Below are 15972 nucleotides of genomic sequence, written 5' to 3'. Positions count from 1 at the left end.
CCTATCCGCACAGAAAGTGTGCACGATCAGCGCGGCGGCTACAAGTATTTGTAAAAAAAACCGACACTTATTTGTCGTATGTCAAACCCTTGCCCTCCGCCACCCCTTGGCTCGAAGCGACACTGCGTCTATCATGCCCAGTTCGGCACCTGGCATCAGAGCCTGACAATCTCCCCAACAAGTGACCCCAGATGAGTGATACCCCAGTAAACCCGACCCGGTGGCTGCCCCTGAGCCGGTGGACCCTGATGACCGTGATTGGCCCTCAGGCCCAGAAGTTTCTCCAGGGCCAGGTCACCTGCGACGTGAACGCCCTTGAACCCGGTGTCAGCCGGCTCGGAGCCCACTGCACCCCCAAGGGCCGGATGGTCTTCAGCTTTCGCGCCCTGGCGCGCGATCCGGAGCACTTCATGCTGCGCCTGCCCACAAGCATGGTGAAGCCGGCCCAGGCAACGCTGGGCAAATACATTGTCTTCTCCAAAGCCGAGCTGGCTGCGGCGGGCGAGCAATGGACTCTGCGCGGAATCGTCGGGCCCGACGCACGCACGCTTTTGACACGACACCTGATGGAGCCCGCCACAGAGCCCGGCGATTGGGTCGAGCAGGACGGACAGCTTCTGATCACTCTGGGAGAGAACCGGTTCGAGTGCTGGCTGACGCCGGAGCGGGCCGAGACTCTGGACGGACGTCTCGCGGACTATCACGAAGAGAAGGGCGACCATCGCTGGGTGCTGGAAGACATCCGCGCGGGACTCGGGGAAGTCGGGCCCGAAACCAGCGAAGTCTTCACCCCTCAGGCCCTGAATTTTCCGTCCGTGGGTGCGGTGAGCTTCAAGAAGGGCTGCTACACTGGCCAAGAGGTGGTGGCCCGCCTGCATTACAAGGGCAAGCTCAAGCGTCGGATGCGACGGCTGGGCACCGACTGGAGCCCGGAGCAGCCCCTGCCCGCCGCCGGACAGCCCCTCACAGATGCCGAGGAGCGCAAGGTGGGCGAGCTGGTGATGGCGGCCCGGAACGGAGACGACCAGATCGAATGCCTGGCGGTACTGGATGACAAGGCGATGGAATCAGCCCGGATACCGGGGTCGGATTCGCCTGCCCGGTTGCTGTCATTGCCCTATAATGTCGAATAACCGCCAAACGAAATAAGCCTGCGCCACTCGCGCAGATGCAAAACCGGTTTTATCAAAATCAAACACGACAGGAACCCCCATGAGTCAAGTTGTCGACAAAGTCCGAGCCGAAATCATCGATGCGATCAAGAATGACAAGCTCGTTCTGCCCACCCTGCCGGAAGTGGCTCTACAGGTCCGTGAAGTGGCGGACGACCCCGAAGCGGATCTGGACCAACTGGCTCGGGTGATCGGCAATGACGCCGGCCTGAGCGCCCGTATCATCCGCGTCGCCAACAGTCCCCTGCTGCGGGCCAACCGCGCCATTGAGGACCTGAAAACGGCACTGATGCGCCTGGGCATGGAGTACACCTGCAACCTCGCCACAGGGCTGGCCATGGAGCAGATGTTTCAGGCTACCTCAGACCTGGTGGACAGCCGCCTGCGGGATGTCTGGATGCGCTCGAGCGAGGTGGCGGGGATCTGTCATGTCCTGTGTAAGCACTACACCAACCTGCGCCCGGATCAGGCCACCCTGGCCGGTCTGGTGCACAAAATCGGGGTTCTGCCGGTGCTCACCTATGCCGAGGAGCACCCTTCCCTGCTGATTGACAGCCTCACGCTGGACCGGGTGATCGACGAGCTTCAGGGCCCCCTGGGGGACATGATCCTGAAAACCTGGGACTTCCCCAAGGACATCATCCAGGTGCCCAGCCAGCACCTGGCGTTCGACCGCCAGGCCCCCAGGGCGGACTATGCCGACCTGGTCACCGTCGCGCTCCTGCAGAGCCATATGGGCGATGACTCGGAGTTGGGCGACATTGATTACAGCGAAGTGACCGCCTTTGAACGGCTGGGCATGGACCCGGACATGCAATCGGCCGAAGCCGAAGACCTGAGCGATGAAATGGCTGCGGCCATGGACGTGTTCCAGTAGGCCTCTTAAGCCTCTCGTTGTTTTCCCTCCAGCCCGGGGGTTGCCTTACCCCTGGGCGTACACCCGCCGCACCTCTTCCCCGAGGATAGCGGCGCCCTGAGCCACCCGCACGGGATCCTGACAGTAGGTGATCCGCAGGCACTCGTGCTGGTGCGCCCAGGGCTCCTCCAGGCCGGGAAAGAAATGCTCCCCCGGCACCACCAGCACGCCCCGTGTTTTCAGGCGTTGATAGAGCGCCGTACTGCTGATGGGCAGCCCCTCAAACCAGAGCCACAAAAAGAAGGCCCCCTCGGGCCGGTGGATCCGGCAGGGCAAGCCCTCAAGTTCGCGCTGGAACACCTCAAGGGCGGCATCGCGTCGGGTGCGATAAAAAGGCTGGATCACGTCCGGCCCCAGGCTCAGCAGCTCGCCGCTGCTCAACAGCTGTTGTGCCAGAGCGGGGCCCAGGTTGCCACAGGCCAGACTCAACACGGTATTGGCCCGGGTGAAGGCGCGGATGATGTCCGGTGCGGCGAGCACAATGCCGGTGCGGGCGCCGGGCAAGCCCAACTTGGACAGGCTCAGGACCAGGATGGTGTTGTCGTTCCAGAAGGGTTGTGCCGACCCAAAGGTGATGTCGGGAAAAGGCGCGCCATAGGCACCATCCACAATCATCGGAACGTTGTGTGTTCTGGCCAGCCCGTCGAGCTGAGCCAACTCCTCATCCGTCACCAGATTCCCGGTGGGGTTGGTCGGGCGAGACAGACAAAGGGCGCCGGTATCGTCCCCCAGCTGCAATCGCTCGAAATCCACATGGTATTTGAACAAGCCCTCGGGCAGGGTTTCGATGGCCGGTCGGGCGGCCCTGAACAACCCCGGAGCAATACCCAGATCGGCATAGCCCAGGTACTCGGGAACCAGAGGCAACTGAATGCGACGGTAAATCCCATCAGTCCCCTCGCCCGCGAGCAGGTTGAACAATACAAAAAAGGCGGACTGACTGCCGTTGGACAATGCCAGATTGGCCGGGGTGACCGGCCAGCCGTATTCGCGGCTCAGAACACCGGCCAGGCTGGTGAGGAACTCCGGATCGCCCTGGGGCGGCTGATAGACCCCGAGCATCGGGCGACGCAGCGCCAGATCATCCAGGGTTTTCTGCAGCGCCCGATCCAGGGCCGCCTCGACCTCGGGCACGGAGGCGGGATTGCCGCCACCCATGAATATCATCTCCGGGTTAACCCGCAGAGCGTCACCGAGATCGTCCATGAGCGTCACAATCCCGGCCTCGGCGGCAAGCTTTTGACCAAATTTCGACAGTGGCATAGGCGTTACCCGGTCGCTCGTTTTGCAGTAGACGAAGCGGCTTCGCCGGTTTCCTCGGAGGTGGAGTCAAACACTTCCGCCAGAGTGATATCCAGTTGTTCCTCGGCGTACTGATCAATCGCCTCCAGACGCTGGGCAAAGCTCGGGTACCAGGGCAGCTTCTGCAGTCCGTCGCTCCCGGTCGGCACCAGGGTGGGCAGATCCAGCAGCGATACCAGCTGCCCCACTTTTTCCTTGTGCAGGTCCCGGCAAAGAACAAAATCCCCCTGATTGGTCACCACAATCCAGTGAGCCCGCTGCAGGGCTTCGCGCACGCGCCGCCACTGATCCGACGACAGCCCCAACTGCAACACTTCGCTGTCATCCATGCCGCGCCCCTCTGAGCTTCGGCGGTAGAAGTGCCAGAGCACGACCAGTGCCGCCACCAGATCGGGGTAGCCCCGATCGCGCAGGGTGATCTGGTACATCCCGATGGTATGCACCAGCACCGCTCCGGCCAGAATCACCACCCAGGTCAGATTCACCCAGAGCAGGAACAGGGGCACAATGGCAAAAGCACCGTAGATTGAAGAGAGCGAGGAGTTGGCCACAATCACACCAAAGACCGCTTTCAACAGTTCAAACACCAGGGCGGTGACCACACCGCCAATCAGCGCATGCCGCAGCGGAACCCGACAGTTCGGGACGGCGGCGAACAGCAGGGTAAAGGTGGCGGTGGTCAGCAGCCAGGGAGTGAATCCGAAAATCCAGGTGATCAGCCCCAGAGCCTCGTAGCCATCCATGAACAACCGCAGAGAGGCAAGGTAGGTGCTCATGGCGAGGCCCGCGCCCAACAGCAGAGGCCCCAGGCTCAACACGGCCCAATAGAGCAGAAACTTGGAGATCCCCCGACGGCCCTGGACAATGCCCCAGACCGCGTTGAAGTTCTTTTCGATGTTGGCGAGCATGAAGTAGGCCGAGGCCACCAGAAATGCCACGCCGACAATCGTCAAGCGCCGCGCCTGCTGTGAAAACTCCTGCAGATGCCCCAGCAACTCCTGCCCGGTTTCCGGCACCATGTTGGCAAAAATCATCGACTGCACATCTTCCCCCAACCCCTGGAAGGCGGGAATGGCGGAGAACATGGAGTAGGTGACGGTCATCAGCGGGACCAGTGCAAACAGTGTCACATAGGTCAGTTGCGCGGCGCTCTTCAGGCAGTCGGTCATTTTGAGCTGATGGAGCATCAACTCAAAGAATTGCTGGATGCGGCGCCGGTAGTGCTGCAAATTGTCAGCGTTAAACAAATCCTGCATAGGGGACGATATCCTGTATTGTAACCGCCGATTGAGAGTCACACTTTAGCACAGCCGGTACCGGCGGCTGCGAGCATCGATAGCGGAAAAGCCCCCGGGTTTGCTGTAGAATCCGGCCTTTACGCTCACGGCAGAGCCCGCCGCGAATAACACAGGAGCCCCGACCGTCCATGCCCTACATCCTGATACTCTACTACAGCCGCTATGGTGCGACCCGGGAAATGGCGCAGCAGATCGCCCGTGGGGTGCGCAAAACCGGGACAATGGAAGCGCGCCTGCGCACCGTTCCCCCGGTCTCCCCCAACACCGAGGCGAGCGAACCGGCGGTGCCCGACAGCGGCGCGCCCTATGCCACCCTGGATGATCTGCGCGGCTGTGCCGGCCTGATTCTGGGCAGCCCCACCCGTTTTGGCAATATGGCGGCGCCGCTGAAGTACTTTCTCGACACCACCGGCGGGATCTGGGTGAATGGCGATCTGATCGACAAACCGGCGGCGGTGTTCACCTCCACCTCCAGCCTGCACGGCGGCCAGGAGAGCACCCTGCTGTCGATGATGCTGCCGCTGCTGCACCAGGGGATGCTCATTGTCGGGCAGCCCTACAGCGAGCCGGCACTGACCCATACCCGTACCGGCGGTACCCCCTACGGTCCGTCGCACCTGGCGGCCGGCGACCAGCCCGCCGAACTGAGCGAACACGAAATCACCCTGTGCCAGAGCATCGGCCACCGCGTGGCCCGGCTGGCCCGACAAGGAGCCCCTGATCATGGCGATGAAGCCTGAAGCCCCCACCTCGGCCGAGCAGGCCGAACAGATACGCCGCAAGCTGGTCATCGCCCGGACACTTGTGCTCGGGAGCTATGCGGGGCTGTTATTGCTGTTCACCCTGCTGGCGTTGATCACCCCCGAGCAGAGCTGGAAGCTCTGGCTGGTGCAGGTTCTGCCACTGGTGATCTTTGTTCCTGGTCTGTGGCGGGGTTATCATCGTACATACAGTTGGATATGCTTTGTGGTGTTGATCTATTTCACCTGGTCGGTTACCAACCTGATCTCACCGCTGGCCTACTGGCGAGACGGCGTCGTGGTCGTGCTTAGCGTGACGCTGTTTATCAGCGCCATGATGGCCAGCCGCTGGCGCCAGGAATGGTTTTTGTGGGAACACCGGTCCACCGAGTGAATCGATCGGGCTGACCGAAATGACAGGCATTGGGCATCGCATTGATAGCACCCTACTTTGACAGGATTATAGACAGGACCTCCCATGTTTAACGAACACGACTCCACCCCCCGCCGACCCGGCGTCATCCGCCGACTTTTCGGTTTTCTGGGCCGCGCCATCAGCTGGTTTCGCGTGACCCTCACCAATCTGATTTTCCTGGTTCTGCTCGTGGTCGTCATTGTGGCTCTGATGCCTCAACAACCGGTCTCGCTGCCTGATGAATTCGCGTTGCGCCTGGCCCCGAACGGCTATCTGGTGGATGAGGAGAGCTATGTCGACCCGATCAGCTTCATTCTGGGCGGCGGTGAAGCCAATGATCTGGAAATCCCCACCCGCGATCTGATCAAGGCCATCGATGAAGGCCGCGAAGACCCCCGGGTGACGGCCCTGGTGCTGGAGCTGAGCGACTTCATGGGCGGCGGCATCAGCAAGCTCGAAGAAGTGGGCGCGGCTCTGACCCGCTTCAAGGACAGCGGCAAGCCTGTAGTGGCCCTCAGTGACCTCTACACCCAGGACCAGTATTACCTGGCCAGCTACGCCAACGATGTGTATCTGGACCCGATGGGATCGGTCTTGTTGACCGGCTACTCCAGCTACCGCACCTACTTCAAGGACGCCCTGGACAAGCTGGCCATCAACTTTCACGTCTTCCGTGTCGGCCAATACAAGGACTTTGTCGAGCCCTACACCCGCAACGACATGTCCCCCGCCTCGCGCGAACACAACAGTGAGTGGCTCAACCAGCTGTGGGGCGTCTATACCAGCCGCGTGGAAGCCTCACGCCAGCTGCCCACCGGCGCCATCAACAGCTATATCGACAACCTCGATCAACGCCTGATCGAGGCCGGCGGTAGCGGCGCCCAGCTGGCCCGGGAAGCGGGGCTGGTCGATGAGGTTCTCAGCTACCGGGAGCGACACAACACCCTCACCGAGCGTTTCGGCTACAGCTCCGAGGGCGACTACTACAACGGCGTGGATTACGACGTCTATCTGGCCGATACCCGCCGCCTGGACCCATCGGAAGCCGATGGCAAAGTCGGCCTGGTGCTCGCCACCGGCACCATCAGCGACGGCGAACAACCGGAGGGCAGTATCGGCAGCGACACTTTCCTGCAGCGCATACAACAGGTACGGGACGATCCTTCCATCAAGGCGCTGGTGGTGCGCATCGACAGCGGCGGTGGCAGCGCCTACGCCTCGGAAGTGATCCGCTCCGAGCTGGCCGCGCTGCGCGCCGAGGGCATGCCCGTGCTGATTTCAATGGGCAGCATGGCCGCCTCGGGTGGCTACTGGATGGCCGCCGGCGCCGATGAAATCTGGGCCACCCCCACCACCCTGACCGGCTCCATCGGCGTGTTTGGCGCCATCCCCACATTTGAGGACAGTCTCGACAAGCTGGGTATCAATGTGGACGGGGTGGGCACCACTCCCCTGGCCGGGTCCATGCGTCTGGACCGGGAGCTGAGCTCCCAGGCGAGCCGTATCATCCAGCAGACGGTCAACAACATTTACAGTCAGTTTCTCAATCTGGTGGCCGAGGCCCGGGGCATGACGCCGGAGGCGGTTGACCAGATCGCCCAGGGCCGGGTCTGGACCGGTGCCACCGCTCAGGAGCTGGGACTGGTCGACCGGCTGGGCAGCCTGCGGGAAACCCTGGCGGCGGCTGCCGGCCATGCCGAGCTGGACGAATATGAGGTCAAGGTCATCACCCGCCCTCTGTCGCCCGTTGAGGTGCTGATGAAGCAGATCAGCGAGGGACAGGCCAGCGCACTGATTCCGAAGAACACCACGCAACACTGGCTCTCCGCCGACATCAAACGGCAGCTGTCGCCCCTGCTGGCGCCGTTCCGGGCCCTGGCCGAGATGGACGACAACCGCGCTGTCTATGCCCGTTGCCTGGAGTGCATTGCGCCTTAAGCGGCTGATGCCGGGCTCACCAATGAACGCGTGAAAGCGGGGCGATCAATCGCCCCGCACATAGCGCTGGCTCAACCGCGTCAGGCCGGTCGCCAGCAGTCCGATCAGCAACCAGACCGGATGCACCAGAACCGCCAGAAAGAGCCCGTCGACAATGCCCATGCCGGCGATCATCCAGGGAATGAGCGGAAAGTTGAGATCCCCGGGCTGGCTGTTCTCCCAGCGCGCCACCACCGTCACCAGCAGGGTGTACACCATCTGTATACCGCCGGCTAACCACACCAGCAGTGGCACTTCGCCCACCAGCGCCGCCGCCGCGACTGCGTAAACCCCCAGCCGCGTCAGTGCCATCAGAAAAACAGTGGCCCAATGCTTTTTGTGTAGCCAGTCGTACAAACCGATGATCGCGACGAGCACCAGAGCCGCTAGCGGGCCCATGGGGCTGGGCGCGAACAACAGGAAGACAAAACCGGCGGCGAACAGGCCGAGGCTAATGGTCAGTACCCGGCGGGCACTGATCCGCCCAGAGGGTATGGGCCGGTAGGGCTGGCGCTCGGCATCCCAATGACGATCGCAGTAGTCATTGAGGCTCATGCCTCCGGCGTAGAAGCAGGAGATCGCCAGCAGCACAAATCCGATGGTATGGCTCTCTCCGGTTACGGCGCTGACAATCACGGCCGTGGTGAGGATGTTCATCCAGACGGTGGGGAGGTTGCTGACACGACAGAGGGTAAGCAGAGTTTTTACAGAAGGCATAACGTGTATGAGTCCGAAATCAAGGGAGCATGTAAGCTTGGACGCCGAGCTTGGGTGAATGCTTGTGGGACACGCTACGAGTACCTCCCTGTAGGCTCGTCTGCGGCCGTCCCTGGCCGCAGACGGTCCCACAAGCATTCACCCAATCTCGGCTCGGTGCCATATTAAACTTCATCAGTTTTTATCACTCGTCAAACAAGTGCTTCAACATCAGGTCGCAAATATCCGTGGCAGGCACTTTGTTCTTGGGTAACAATGCCGGTTCGGTACTCATCAGAATCGGAGTGGATTCCGGGGAGCCGTCGCTGACGCCGTGGGAGCCTTTGACCAGATCCGGTTCCACCGCTATCACATCCAGAATGTAGCGGAAGCCGAGTTTCTTCTGCGCCAGGCGGCGAATTACTTTGAGTTTGGGGAATTTCAGTCTCGGGTCCAGAAACAGCTCACAGGGATCGTAGCCCGGTTTTTTGTGAATTTCTACAGTATGGGCATAGTCCGGCTTGCGGTCATCGTCCTGCCAGTAATAGTAGGTAAACCAGGTGTCCGGTTCGGCCAGCAGAACCAGCTCGCCGCTGCGTTCGTGATCCAGCCCGATGTCCGCCTGTTCGGTTTTATCGAGGACACGGTGAATGCCCGGCACTCCCTCGAAGATCTTGCGGACCGCCGGGATATCCTCGGGGTTGTGAATGTAGATATGCGCGATCTGATGATCGGCCACGGCAAAAGCGCGGCAGCTGAAGAAGTCCAGATACTCCTTGCCCAGATCCACTTTCAGCGACAGGAGGCCGGCGTCGCGCAGCATCCGGTTGGGATGCAGCGCCCGGCGCACATTCTGAATGCCATACTCGGACAGCACCATCACCCGGCAGTCGCGCGCCTGAAAGTACTCCAGCAGATCCCCCACCAGCGCGTCTATCTGCTCAAGGTCCCCACCAATATCGCCGTCGGGGCCCTCGCGCTGCAACACGTAATCCATATGCGGCAGATACACCAACTGCAGACTCGGCTTGTGGGTGTCTTCAATATACTTCGCCGCATCGGCAATCCACTGACTGGACTTGATCGTCGTCGCCGGCCCCCAGAAATGAAACAGCGGAAAAGTCCCCAGCTTCTCCGACAGCGTCTCCCGCAACTCCAGCGGGCAGGTATAACAGTCCGGCATCTTGCGACCATCGGCCAGATAAAGCGGTCGCGGCGTCAACGTATAATCCGCATCCGTGGCCATCGCATACCACCAGAAAGTATTACTGCAGGTAAACGCCGGATCCCGCTCCCGGGCCATATGCCAGACCTTGGGCGACTGAATCAGCTGATTGCTCTGACGCCAGAGCCAGACCTCATTCATCTCCCGGAAATACCAACCATTGCCTACAATCCCATGTTCACGTGGCGGCTTACCGGTCAAATACGTCGCCTGCGCCGAACAGGTCACCGCCGGCGTCACCGGCTCAATATCCGTACTCTGCTCGAGCAACTTATTCAAATTCGGCGTGTGCTCCCCCAACAACGAACGGGTCAGCCCCACCACATTGATAACAACGGTTCTATGCATAAGTGACTCTTGGCTTAAGTGACTCTTGTAATTTTGATGGCGGCGACGAAGTGAAAGGCGGGACTCAGGCACAGAGGCTGACGGGGGAGACCGTTCTGAAACCGTCTCTTCAGGGACGAAGAGACGGAGCTACAGGGACGTATTCATCGCGTTTTCAGAACGGTCTACCCCGTCGGCCTCCCGACCTACGAAGTGCCTGCCTTGCTCAACAGGTCATCCACCCAACGCAATTCCCGGGAAATACTCTCCCCCACCGAATCCGTGCGCAAATGCTCCGGCAACACCCCGAAACTGTACGTCTCCACCTCAAGCGGAACCGCCGGATCCAACAACGGCAAAAACTCACGCAAAAACCCCTGCGTCGTCCCGCAATCACCCAGATGCTCCTGAAAAATCGGCACATGAAAATGCGTGCGACACTCAGAGACCTCCAGCCCCCCATCCAACGCCGCCGAAAACTCCGGCAAATCCGGAAAATGCTCCAACGCACCCCCCGACGCCTCCCGGGCCACCGACTGATGCAGATAGACAGGCTCGGCAAACTTCAACAACCGTTCGATTTCACCCGGCGATTCAGCGCGCAATGCACTGGACACCTGCACCTTCGCAATCGGAATCTCCGCCTCCGCCAGGCGCTGCAGGCAGGCCGCCGGATCCTCAAACTCCACCGCCTGATGACAACAGTCAAAGCATAACCCCAGATGTGCGTTCTCCTGCAGACTCAATTGCGGACGCAGGCGGCCAAAAAACGCCACCACCTCATCCATGGTCTCCAGCACACAGCCCGGTTCCGGCTCCAGCGCCAGCACCACCTTCACCCCCGTACTCTGGTACAGATTGGCAAAGTGACCCAGCACCTGGCGAAGATGGTCTAATACCGCCGGCCAGTCGCGCTCGGCAAAGCCCTGCTTGAACGCCACCGGCACCGTGGAAATGGAAATCTCCTGCGCGTCGGGCTGCAACTGCGTGGCAATCTCGCCCAACCGCTGGGTATAGGCTACCCGCTCGGCTTCGCGCCAGTCGGGCAGATAGACCTTCTCCTTGACCCTCTGGTCGTGAAAAGCGCCGTAGGGAAAGCCATTGATGGTCAGCAGATAACAGTCGTGCGCGCGGCACCAGTCGCGAAACTCGCGGATGGCCCCCTCATCCACCTCGGCGGCCGCCTGGCCGGCGATACGCAAGCCCAGAGGGAACGGGCGTTGAATGGCGCCCGACTGAGCCAGGCGATCTTTCACCTCCAACAGATGACCGTTGAGGTTTTCCATCACATGGGCCCAGGACTCCCCCGGGTGAATATTGCTGCAGTAAGTGAGCGGTGCCTTTACTGCGGCCATGTGCCCTCCAGCAGTTGCTGGCGACAGCGGTGCATCGACTCGAGGTCAATCTCGTGGACCTCCTCCGCCTCGCCGGCGTCGTTCAGCAGCGTGATACAGAGTTCGCCGCCCAGGTGTTCCCGGAAGCCCTGCAGCGCCGCTTCAATATCCAGCGCCTTCAAGGCCGAATGGGTCAGCGTGAAGCCGACCCCTTCGAGGGTCTCGCGAATCTGCTTGAGTACGCCCAGCCCGAGCATGCCCTGAGCGTGGGAATAGAGCGAATCCAGCGCTATGCCGATGGCCACCGCCTCGCCGTGGCGCAGGTCGGAATCAGACAGCTCTTCCAGGCGGTGGGCACACCAGTGGCCAAAATCCAGAGGACGGGCACTGCCGCGCTCAAAGGGGTCACCGCTGGTGCGGATGTGATTCAGGTGCAGTTCGGCGCAGCGGGCAATCATGTGCTCCATGGCCCCAGGCTCGAACTGTGCCAGCCGCTCGCGGCTGTCATACAGCCAGTGGAAAAACTCCCCGTCACGGATCAAAGCGACCTTCACGGCCTCGGCCATGCCGCAGATCCGATCCCGCTCCGGCAGGCTGCTGAGAAAGTCGTAATCGTTGATTACTGCAAAGGGCGTGGCAAAGGTGCCCAGGTAATTTTTCCGGCCCTTGTAATTGATGGCGTTTTTGACCCCGATGCCGGCATCGTTCTGGGCCAGCACCGTGGTGGGCATACGGATCAACCTAATCCCACGGTGAGCCGTGGCGGCCGCATAGCCGATGGCGTCAATCACCGCCCCGCCACCGATCACCAGCGCAAAGCTGTGGCGGTCGATCTTGTCGCTCTGGGTGCGCTGGTAGAATTCGTCCACTTCCGCGGGGTCGGACTTGCAGATTTCCCCGCCGCGTACAATCAGTGGCGGGTCAATCAGCGTCATCCGTTTGGCATGGGTCTCGGCGTAGGCGTGCAGTCGCTCCACCAGATCCGGGTGCCCCTGCAATACCTGGTCGTCAATGACCGGCAGAACCCGGTGCGGCCCGCGACCGGCCAACGCCAGAATATCCGCCAACACAGAGTGCTCAGGATCGAGAGTGTTCCGGTCAAAACAGACCGGAAATTCGTGCGTCATGGTAAACGCCTGATGAATCTGCCACATTATTGGCTACCACTTGTGCAAATCAATTGGGAACCGGGTCATCGACCCGGGGCGCCTGGCCGCGCAGGACCGTATTGTCATTATAGGACCGACGCTGATCAATCACCGGCTCGCGGGCCAGTTCTTCCTCGTCAATCTGCCCGGACTGGGCATAGGCTTCGAGCGCATTGCCCCAGCAGGTGAGCTCAATGGCTTTTTCATCAATGCCGCGTTCGCGCATCAGGTTGGCGGTTTTGGGGACCGAGAGCGGGTCACTCACGCCCCAGTCCGCCGAACTGTCGACAATGATACGCTCGGGCCCATAGCGACGGACCACTTCGACCATCCGCTCCGAACCCATCTTGGTGTTCGGGTAGATGGTGAAGGCCGCCCAGGCGCCGGAGTCGAGCACATCGTCCACGGTCTCTTCGTTGTTGTGGTCGATCACCAGCTTGTGCATGGGCACACCAACTTCCCGTGCCACGTCGATGGAGCGGATAATGCCGTTCTTCTTGTCCCGGTGCGGCGAGTGCACCATCACCACCATGTCGTGATCCACCGCAAACTGCAGCTGTGCCTGGTAGATGTACTCCTCCGCCGGCGTGATCTCGTCATAGCCGATTTCACCAATGGCCACGACGCCTTCCTTCAGGGCGAAGTTGGGCAGAATTTCCAGGGCTTCTCGCGCCAGGCCTTCGTTGTTGGCCTCTTTGGAGTTGATGCCGATGGTGCAGTAATGCGCAATACCGAACTGGGAGGCGCGAAACCGCTCCCAGCCCACCAGGCTGGCAAAATAATCGATAAAACTGCCGACGTTGGTGCGCGGCTGGCCCATCCAGAAGGCGGGCTCAATCACCGCCCGAATACCGGCCGCGGCCATGTTCTGGTAGTCGTCGGTGGTGCGGCTGCTCATGTGGATATGCGGATCAAAGTACTTCATAGACGGGTCTCTCGGTGTTATTGATCTGTTTCGAGCTGGGCGAACAGGGGAGCAAACGTCTTTCGACCACAGTGGCCTTCAGTTGCCTGCCGCCAGGCAGCGCCAAGGGTAGCATCCAGCGAGTCTGGCTCAAACCGTGCCAGCCAGTCACTCTGCCCGGCCCGTCCGGCGGCCAGCAGCATGGCCTGGCGCTCCAGCGCGTCGGCCTGGGGCCAATGGCCCGACAACAGCGTCTCGACTCTTTCAGGGTGGTGCGGCCCCAGGCAGAGCCAGAGCCCCAGATGATAGGTCCGGCCCGCGCTGTGGCGCTCCTCGGCCCAGTCCAACGCCATACGAGTCAGTTCGGGCGTCAACCGATCATCCAGACCGGAAATCCGGTAAAGAGGCACATCCAGAAACAGTGACTTGATCACCAGCTGGTGCCAGGCGGTATCGTCAAAGTGATTGACCGGATAGGGCGAGTCCAGTGCCACGGCCTCGAACACCGTCAGCATATTGGTACGGCAGGCCTCGGCCGCGCGCCAGACAAAACGCTCTCCCCGGGGCAACAGCGGCAGGCTGCGATAGAGCGCACAGGTCTCGCCCTCGTCGGCAAAGCGGAACAGCGCCTCGAAGGCCTCGGCGAAGGCGTCGGTCTCCAGGTCCGGCCGTGCCAGCAGCAGGTTGATACGCAGCAACTCCAGCCGATTCCAGGCGACCGGGCTCCAGCCCGGCACCAGCGCTTCGGCCCGCGCCAGCTCCTCCTCACTCAGATCCAGTGACTGACGTTTGGCATGACGGCTGGCCATGGCCAGCAACGCCGCAAAGCGCGTCTCGCTGATGCCCTCGGCGATCTCGCTCCGGGATTTTTCCCAGAAAGCGCGAGCCGGATCGCTCAAACGCGAGGTCAACAAATCATTCAGAAAGTCGTTTACCACAATCACTCTACCCAAAAATCATATAATTCGACGCAGGATTATACGCAATGACTATCAGGTTATCGAGTTGCTTCCTCCGTTGGAAGAGCCGGGGCTTCCGCCGGGGGTGACGGCGCCCGGGCCGAAGTGGACGATGCCCTCCAGGTGGGCTCCTGCCGGCCTTCCAGGCACTCCTGAACCTCGTTGTCCAGCCGGTTCCCCGGCTTGATACACTCTTCCAGCGTGCGCCGATGGGGCGAGAGCCGCTGTGGCGGGTTTTCCAATCGCTCACGCGCGTCGGAAAAGGCCCGGCAGGCGCTGTCACGGTAGGAGCGCCGGTCATCGCTGGGCCGACGGTTATAGGCCTTAACCCAGTAGTTGCAGGTTTTCAGCAGTTTCCGAACCCGGGCATCGCCAACCGAGGTTGTCCGCACCTTCTGGTAATCGGGCTTCTCGGGAGCCCGGGTGCGGCCGCTGGCCGTGAGTATGGAGCCGCCGGAACGGTCGGCCAGGCGGCAGTCCTGATAGCGCTGCTGGTACTTTTTGCGCTGCTCTTGCCAGCGTGCCATCTGGCTCGCACTGCCCCCGGCGCGGCGAAGCTTGTGGTAGTGGTCGGCGCGTTCCAGGTGGCGCTCGCAGGCGAGGATCGGGGCGGTCGCCGCAAGCGTGGTAAAGAAAAGTAAAATAGCGCAAATAACGGGGCGTGACTTGGGCATTTCCCTGGCTCCTGTGTTCGATCCATCTAGTGGGCTGCGCGGCTAATTCGGTAACGCTCAGAGCGCCTGTGCCGGTGCGAATCAAGGCGCGTTTCGCAGGCCAGGGTGGTTCCCTTGTCAAGAAGCGCAACGCTGAGTCGTGCCGGCACAGGCGCTCCCGGAGGGCCGCCGCACAAGCGCCTTGGGCTGTGTTGCGCTCGCTTGAATTGACGACGGCCAGTCCTGCACTCGCGCGCCTTGCCCACGACGCTTGTGCGACGGCTGAGCATTACCGAATTAGCCGCGCAGCCCACTACCGCATGTTATCGCCAAAACGAAACAGGGTAAACTGGGCGGCGCTTACACTCCCAAGTTCCATTTTTCACACAGATTGAATACGACGACATTATGCCCAGCAAAAAACTGAACAAAGGCTCATCCGGCCAGAACCGCAAAGCCAGTGACAACTACCTGGAAAAATACCGGCAAAAACCCGATGTGGTCGAAACCGACACCGGCCTGCTCTATCGGGTGCTCGAAGAAGGTAACGGGAGAAGCCCCGCTGCCAGTGATACCGTGGTGGTGAACCAGCGCATACAACTGGTCAACGGCAAGGTGATTGGTGACACCTACCAGGACGGCGTGCCCGATACTTTCAGTATGAGAGAGGCGATCGCGGGCATTCAGGAGGGGCTGCCGCTCATCAAGGAAGGGGGTCGCTGTGAGTTTGTGGTGCCCCCCGAGCTGGCCTGGGGGAGAAAAGGCGTGGGCAACAAGATCGGGCCCAATGCGGTGCTGATCTTTGATGTGCGCCTGCTGGAAGTGATCCTGGGGTAAGGCTGAATGGCTGGACCACGCGGTCACGATGACCGCGCGGCCAATCTCTCTTTAGCGACCACACCTTCC

At 61.1% G+C, this 15972-nt stretch carries 15 protein-coding genes; 6 read left to right on the top strand and 9 right to left on the bottom strand.

Translation table 11 applies throughout. The features are described 5' to 3' along the window. Window positions 1-191 precede the first annotated feature (191 nt). A complete protein-coding gene (gene ygfZ / locus AAE484_RS01605; RefSeq protein ID WP_341936569.1) occupies window positions 192-1133 on the top strand; it encodes a CAF17-like 4Fe-4S cluster assembly/insertion protein YgfZ in 942 nt (313 codons plus the stop codon). Between the two features lie 79 nt (window positions 1134-1212). Beyond that, window positions 1213-2049, top strand: a complete 837-nt coding sequence (locus AAE484_RS01600; protein ID WP_341936568.1) for an HDOD domain-containing protein — start codon at window positions 1213-1215, stop codon at window positions 2047-2049. Between the two features lie 45 nt (window positions 2050-2094). On the opposite strand, the gene AAE484_RS01595 is transcribed toward AAE484_RS01600, so the two are convergent. Both AAE484_RS01595 and AAE484_RS01590 read right to left on the bottom strand, forming a co-directional pair. Beyond that, a complete protein-coding gene (locus AAE484_RS01595; protein WP_341936567.1) occupies window positions 2095-3351 on the bottom strand; it encodes a valine--pyruvate transaminase in 1257 nt (418 codons plus the stop codon). A 5-nt stretch (window positions 3352-3356) separates the two neighbouring features. Further along, complete coding sequence (locus tag AAE484_RS01590; RefSeq protein WP_341936566.1) at window positions 3357-4646, bottom strand: YihY family inner membrane protein; 1290 nt, start codon at window positions 4644-4646, stop codon at window positions 3357-3359. Window positions 4647-4816: 170 nt separating this feature from the next. On the opposite strand from AAE484_RS01590, the gene wrbA reads away from it, so the two are divergent. The 3 genes from wrbA (at window position 4817) to sppA (ending at window position 7781) form a co-directional block, all read left to right on the top strand. Continuing rightward, the gene (wrbA, locus tag AAE484_RS01585) at window positions 4817-5428 is read left to right on the top strand and encodes an NAD(P)H:quinone oxidoreductase (RefSeq protein ID WP_341936565.1); all 612 of its coding nucleotides are present in this window, start codon (window positions 4817-4819) and stop codon (window positions 5426-5428) included. After that, window positions 5412-5822: a DUF2069 domain-containing protein gene (locus AAE484_RS01580; protein ID WP_341936564.1), complete on the top strand. Its 411-nt coding sequence runs from the start codon at window positions 5412-5414 to the stop codon at window positions 5820-5822. The genes wrbA and AAE484_RS01580 overlap by 17 nt, the downstream gene beginning before the upstream one ends. An 84-nt stretch (window positions 5823-5906) precedes the next feature. Further along, window positions 5907-7781, top strand: coding sequence for a signal peptide peptidase SppA (sppA, locus tag AAE484_RS01575; protein ID WP_341936563.1), 1875 nt, complete (start codon window positions 5907-5909; stop codon window positions 7779-7781). Window positions 7782-7826: 45 nt separating this feature from the next. Here sppA and AAE484_RS01570 read toward each other — a convergent pair whose 3' ends face one another. From AAE484_RS01570 to AAE484_RS01540, 7 genes are all read right to left on the bottom strand, one after another. Continuing rightward, window positions 7827-8537, bottom strand: coding sequence for a UbiA family prenyltransferase (locus AAE484_RS01570; RefSeq protein WP_341936562.1), 711 nt, complete (start codon window positions 8535-8537; stop codon window positions 7827-7829). 184 nt (window positions 8538-8721) lie between these two features. Then, a complete protein-coding gene (locus tag AAE484_RS01565) occupies window positions 8722-10089 on the bottom strand; it encodes an alkaline phosphatase family protein (protein WP_341936561.1) in 1368 nt (455 codons plus the stop codon). A gap of 185 nt (window positions 10090-10274) precedes the next feature. Continuing rightward, window positions 10275-11423, bottom strand: a complete 1149-nt coding sequence (gene eboE, locus AAE484_RS01560) for a metabolite traffic protein EboE (protein WP_341936560.1) — start codon at window positions 11421-11423, stop codon at window positions 10275-10277. Then, a complete protein-coding gene (locus tag AAE484_RS01555; protein WP_341936559.1) occupies window positions 11411-12556 on the bottom strand; it encodes a 3-dehydroquinate synthase in 1146 nt (381 codons plus the stop codon). Before AAE484_RS01555 ends, eboE begins: the two co-directional genes overlap by 13 nt. Before the next feature lie 22 nt (window positions 12557-12578). Further along, entirely contained in the window at window positions 12579-13475 is an 897-nt protein-coding gene (locus AAE484_RS01550; protein ID WP_341936558.1) for a TatD family hydrolase, read from the bottom strand. Window positions 13476-13492: 17 nt separating this feature from the next. Then, entirely contained in the window at window positions 13493-14392 is a 900-nt protein-coding gene (locus AAE484_RS01545) for an EboA domain-containing protein (protein ID WP_341936557.1), read from the bottom strand. A gap of 59 nt (window positions 14393-14451) precedes the next feature. Beyond that, window positions 14452-15087: a hypothetical protein gene (locus AAE484_RS01540; RefSeq protein ID WP_341936556.1), complete on the bottom strand. Its 636-nt coding sequence runs from the start codon at window positions 15085-15087 to the stop codon at window positions 14452-14454. 387 nt (window positions 15088-15474) lie between these two features. Here AAE484_RS01540 and AAE484_RS01535 point away from each other — a divergent pair, with 387 nt between their 5' ends. Beyond that, window positions 15475-15903, top strand: coding sequence for an FKBP-type peptidyl-prolyl cis-trans isomerase (locus tag AAE484_RS01535; RefSeq protein ID WP_341936555.1), 429 nt, complete (start codon window positions 15475-15477; stop codon window positions 15901-15903). The last annotated feature ends 69 nt before the right edge of the window (window positions 15904-15972 follow it).

The sequence above is a fragment of the Marinimicrobium sp. C2-29 genome (genome assembly GCF_038419845.1).
GTDB lineage: Bacteria > Pseudomonadota > Gammaproteobacteria > Pseudomonadales > Cellvibrionaceae > Marinimicrobium.
Note: the sequence above shows the minus strand (reverse complement) of the source record. Positions and strands in the feature narration are given on the sequence as shown.

Excerpts from the sequence above, each read along its gene's own strand:
- AAE484_RS01550 (WP_341936558.1), bottom strand. The coding sequence starts at position 13,475 with ATGAAGTACTTTGATCCGCATATCCACATGAGCAGCCGCACCACCGAC.
- eboE (WP_341936560.1), bottom strand. The coding sequence starts at position 11,423 with ATGGCCGCAGTAAAGGCACCGCTCACTTACTGCAGCAATATTCACCCG.
- AAE484_RS01540 (WP_341936556.1), bottom strand. The coding sequence starts at position 15,087 with ATGCCCAAGTCACGCCCCGTTATTTGCGCTATTTTACTTTTCTTTACC.
- AAE484_RS01555 (WP_341936559.1), bottom strand. The coding sequence starts at position 12,556 with ATGTGGCAGATTCATCAGGCGTTTACCATGACGCACGAATTTCCGGTC.
- AAE484_RS01590 (WP_341936566.1), bottom strand. The coding sequence starts at position 4,646 with ATGCAGGATTTGTTTAACGCTGACAATTTGCAGCACTACCGGCGCCGC.
- sppA (WP_341936563.1), top strand. The coding sequence starts at position 5,907 with ATGTTTAACGAACACGACTCCACCCCCCGCCGACCCGGCGTCATCCGC.
- ygfZ (WP_341936569.1), top strand. The coding sequence starts at position 192 with ATGAGTGATACCCCAGTAAACCCGACCCGGTGGCTGCCCCTGAGCCGG.
- AAE484_RS01565 (WP_341936561.1), bottom strand. The coding sequence starts at position 10,089 with ATGCATAGAACCGTTGTTATCAATGTGGTGGGGCTGACCCGTTCGTTG.
- AAE484_RS01600 (WP_341936568.1), top strand. The coding sequence starts at position 1,213 with ATGAGTCAAGTTGTCGACAAAGTCCGAGCCGAAATCATCGATGCGATC.
- AAE484_RS01580 (WP_341936564.1), top strand. The coding sequence starts at position 5,412 with ATGGCGATGAAGCCTGAAGCCCCCACCTCGGCCGAGCAGGCCGAACAG.
- AAE484_RS01570 (WP_341936562.1), bottom strand. The coding sequence starts at position 8,537 with ATGCCTTCTGTAAAAACTCTGCTTACCCTCTGTCGTGTCAGCAACCTC.
- AAE484_RS01595 (WP_341936567.1), bottom strand. The coding sequence starts at position 3,351 with ATGCCACTGTCGAAATTTGGTCAAAAGCTTGCCGCCGAGGCCGGGATT.
- AAE484_RS01535 (WP_341936555.1), top strand. The coding sequence starts at position 15,475 with ATGCCCAGCAAAAAACTGAACAAAGGCTCATCCGGCCAGAACCGCAAA.
- wrbA (WP_341936565.1), top strand. The coding sequence starts at position 4,817 with ATGCCCTACATCCTGATACTCTACTACAGCCGCTATGGTGCGACCCGG.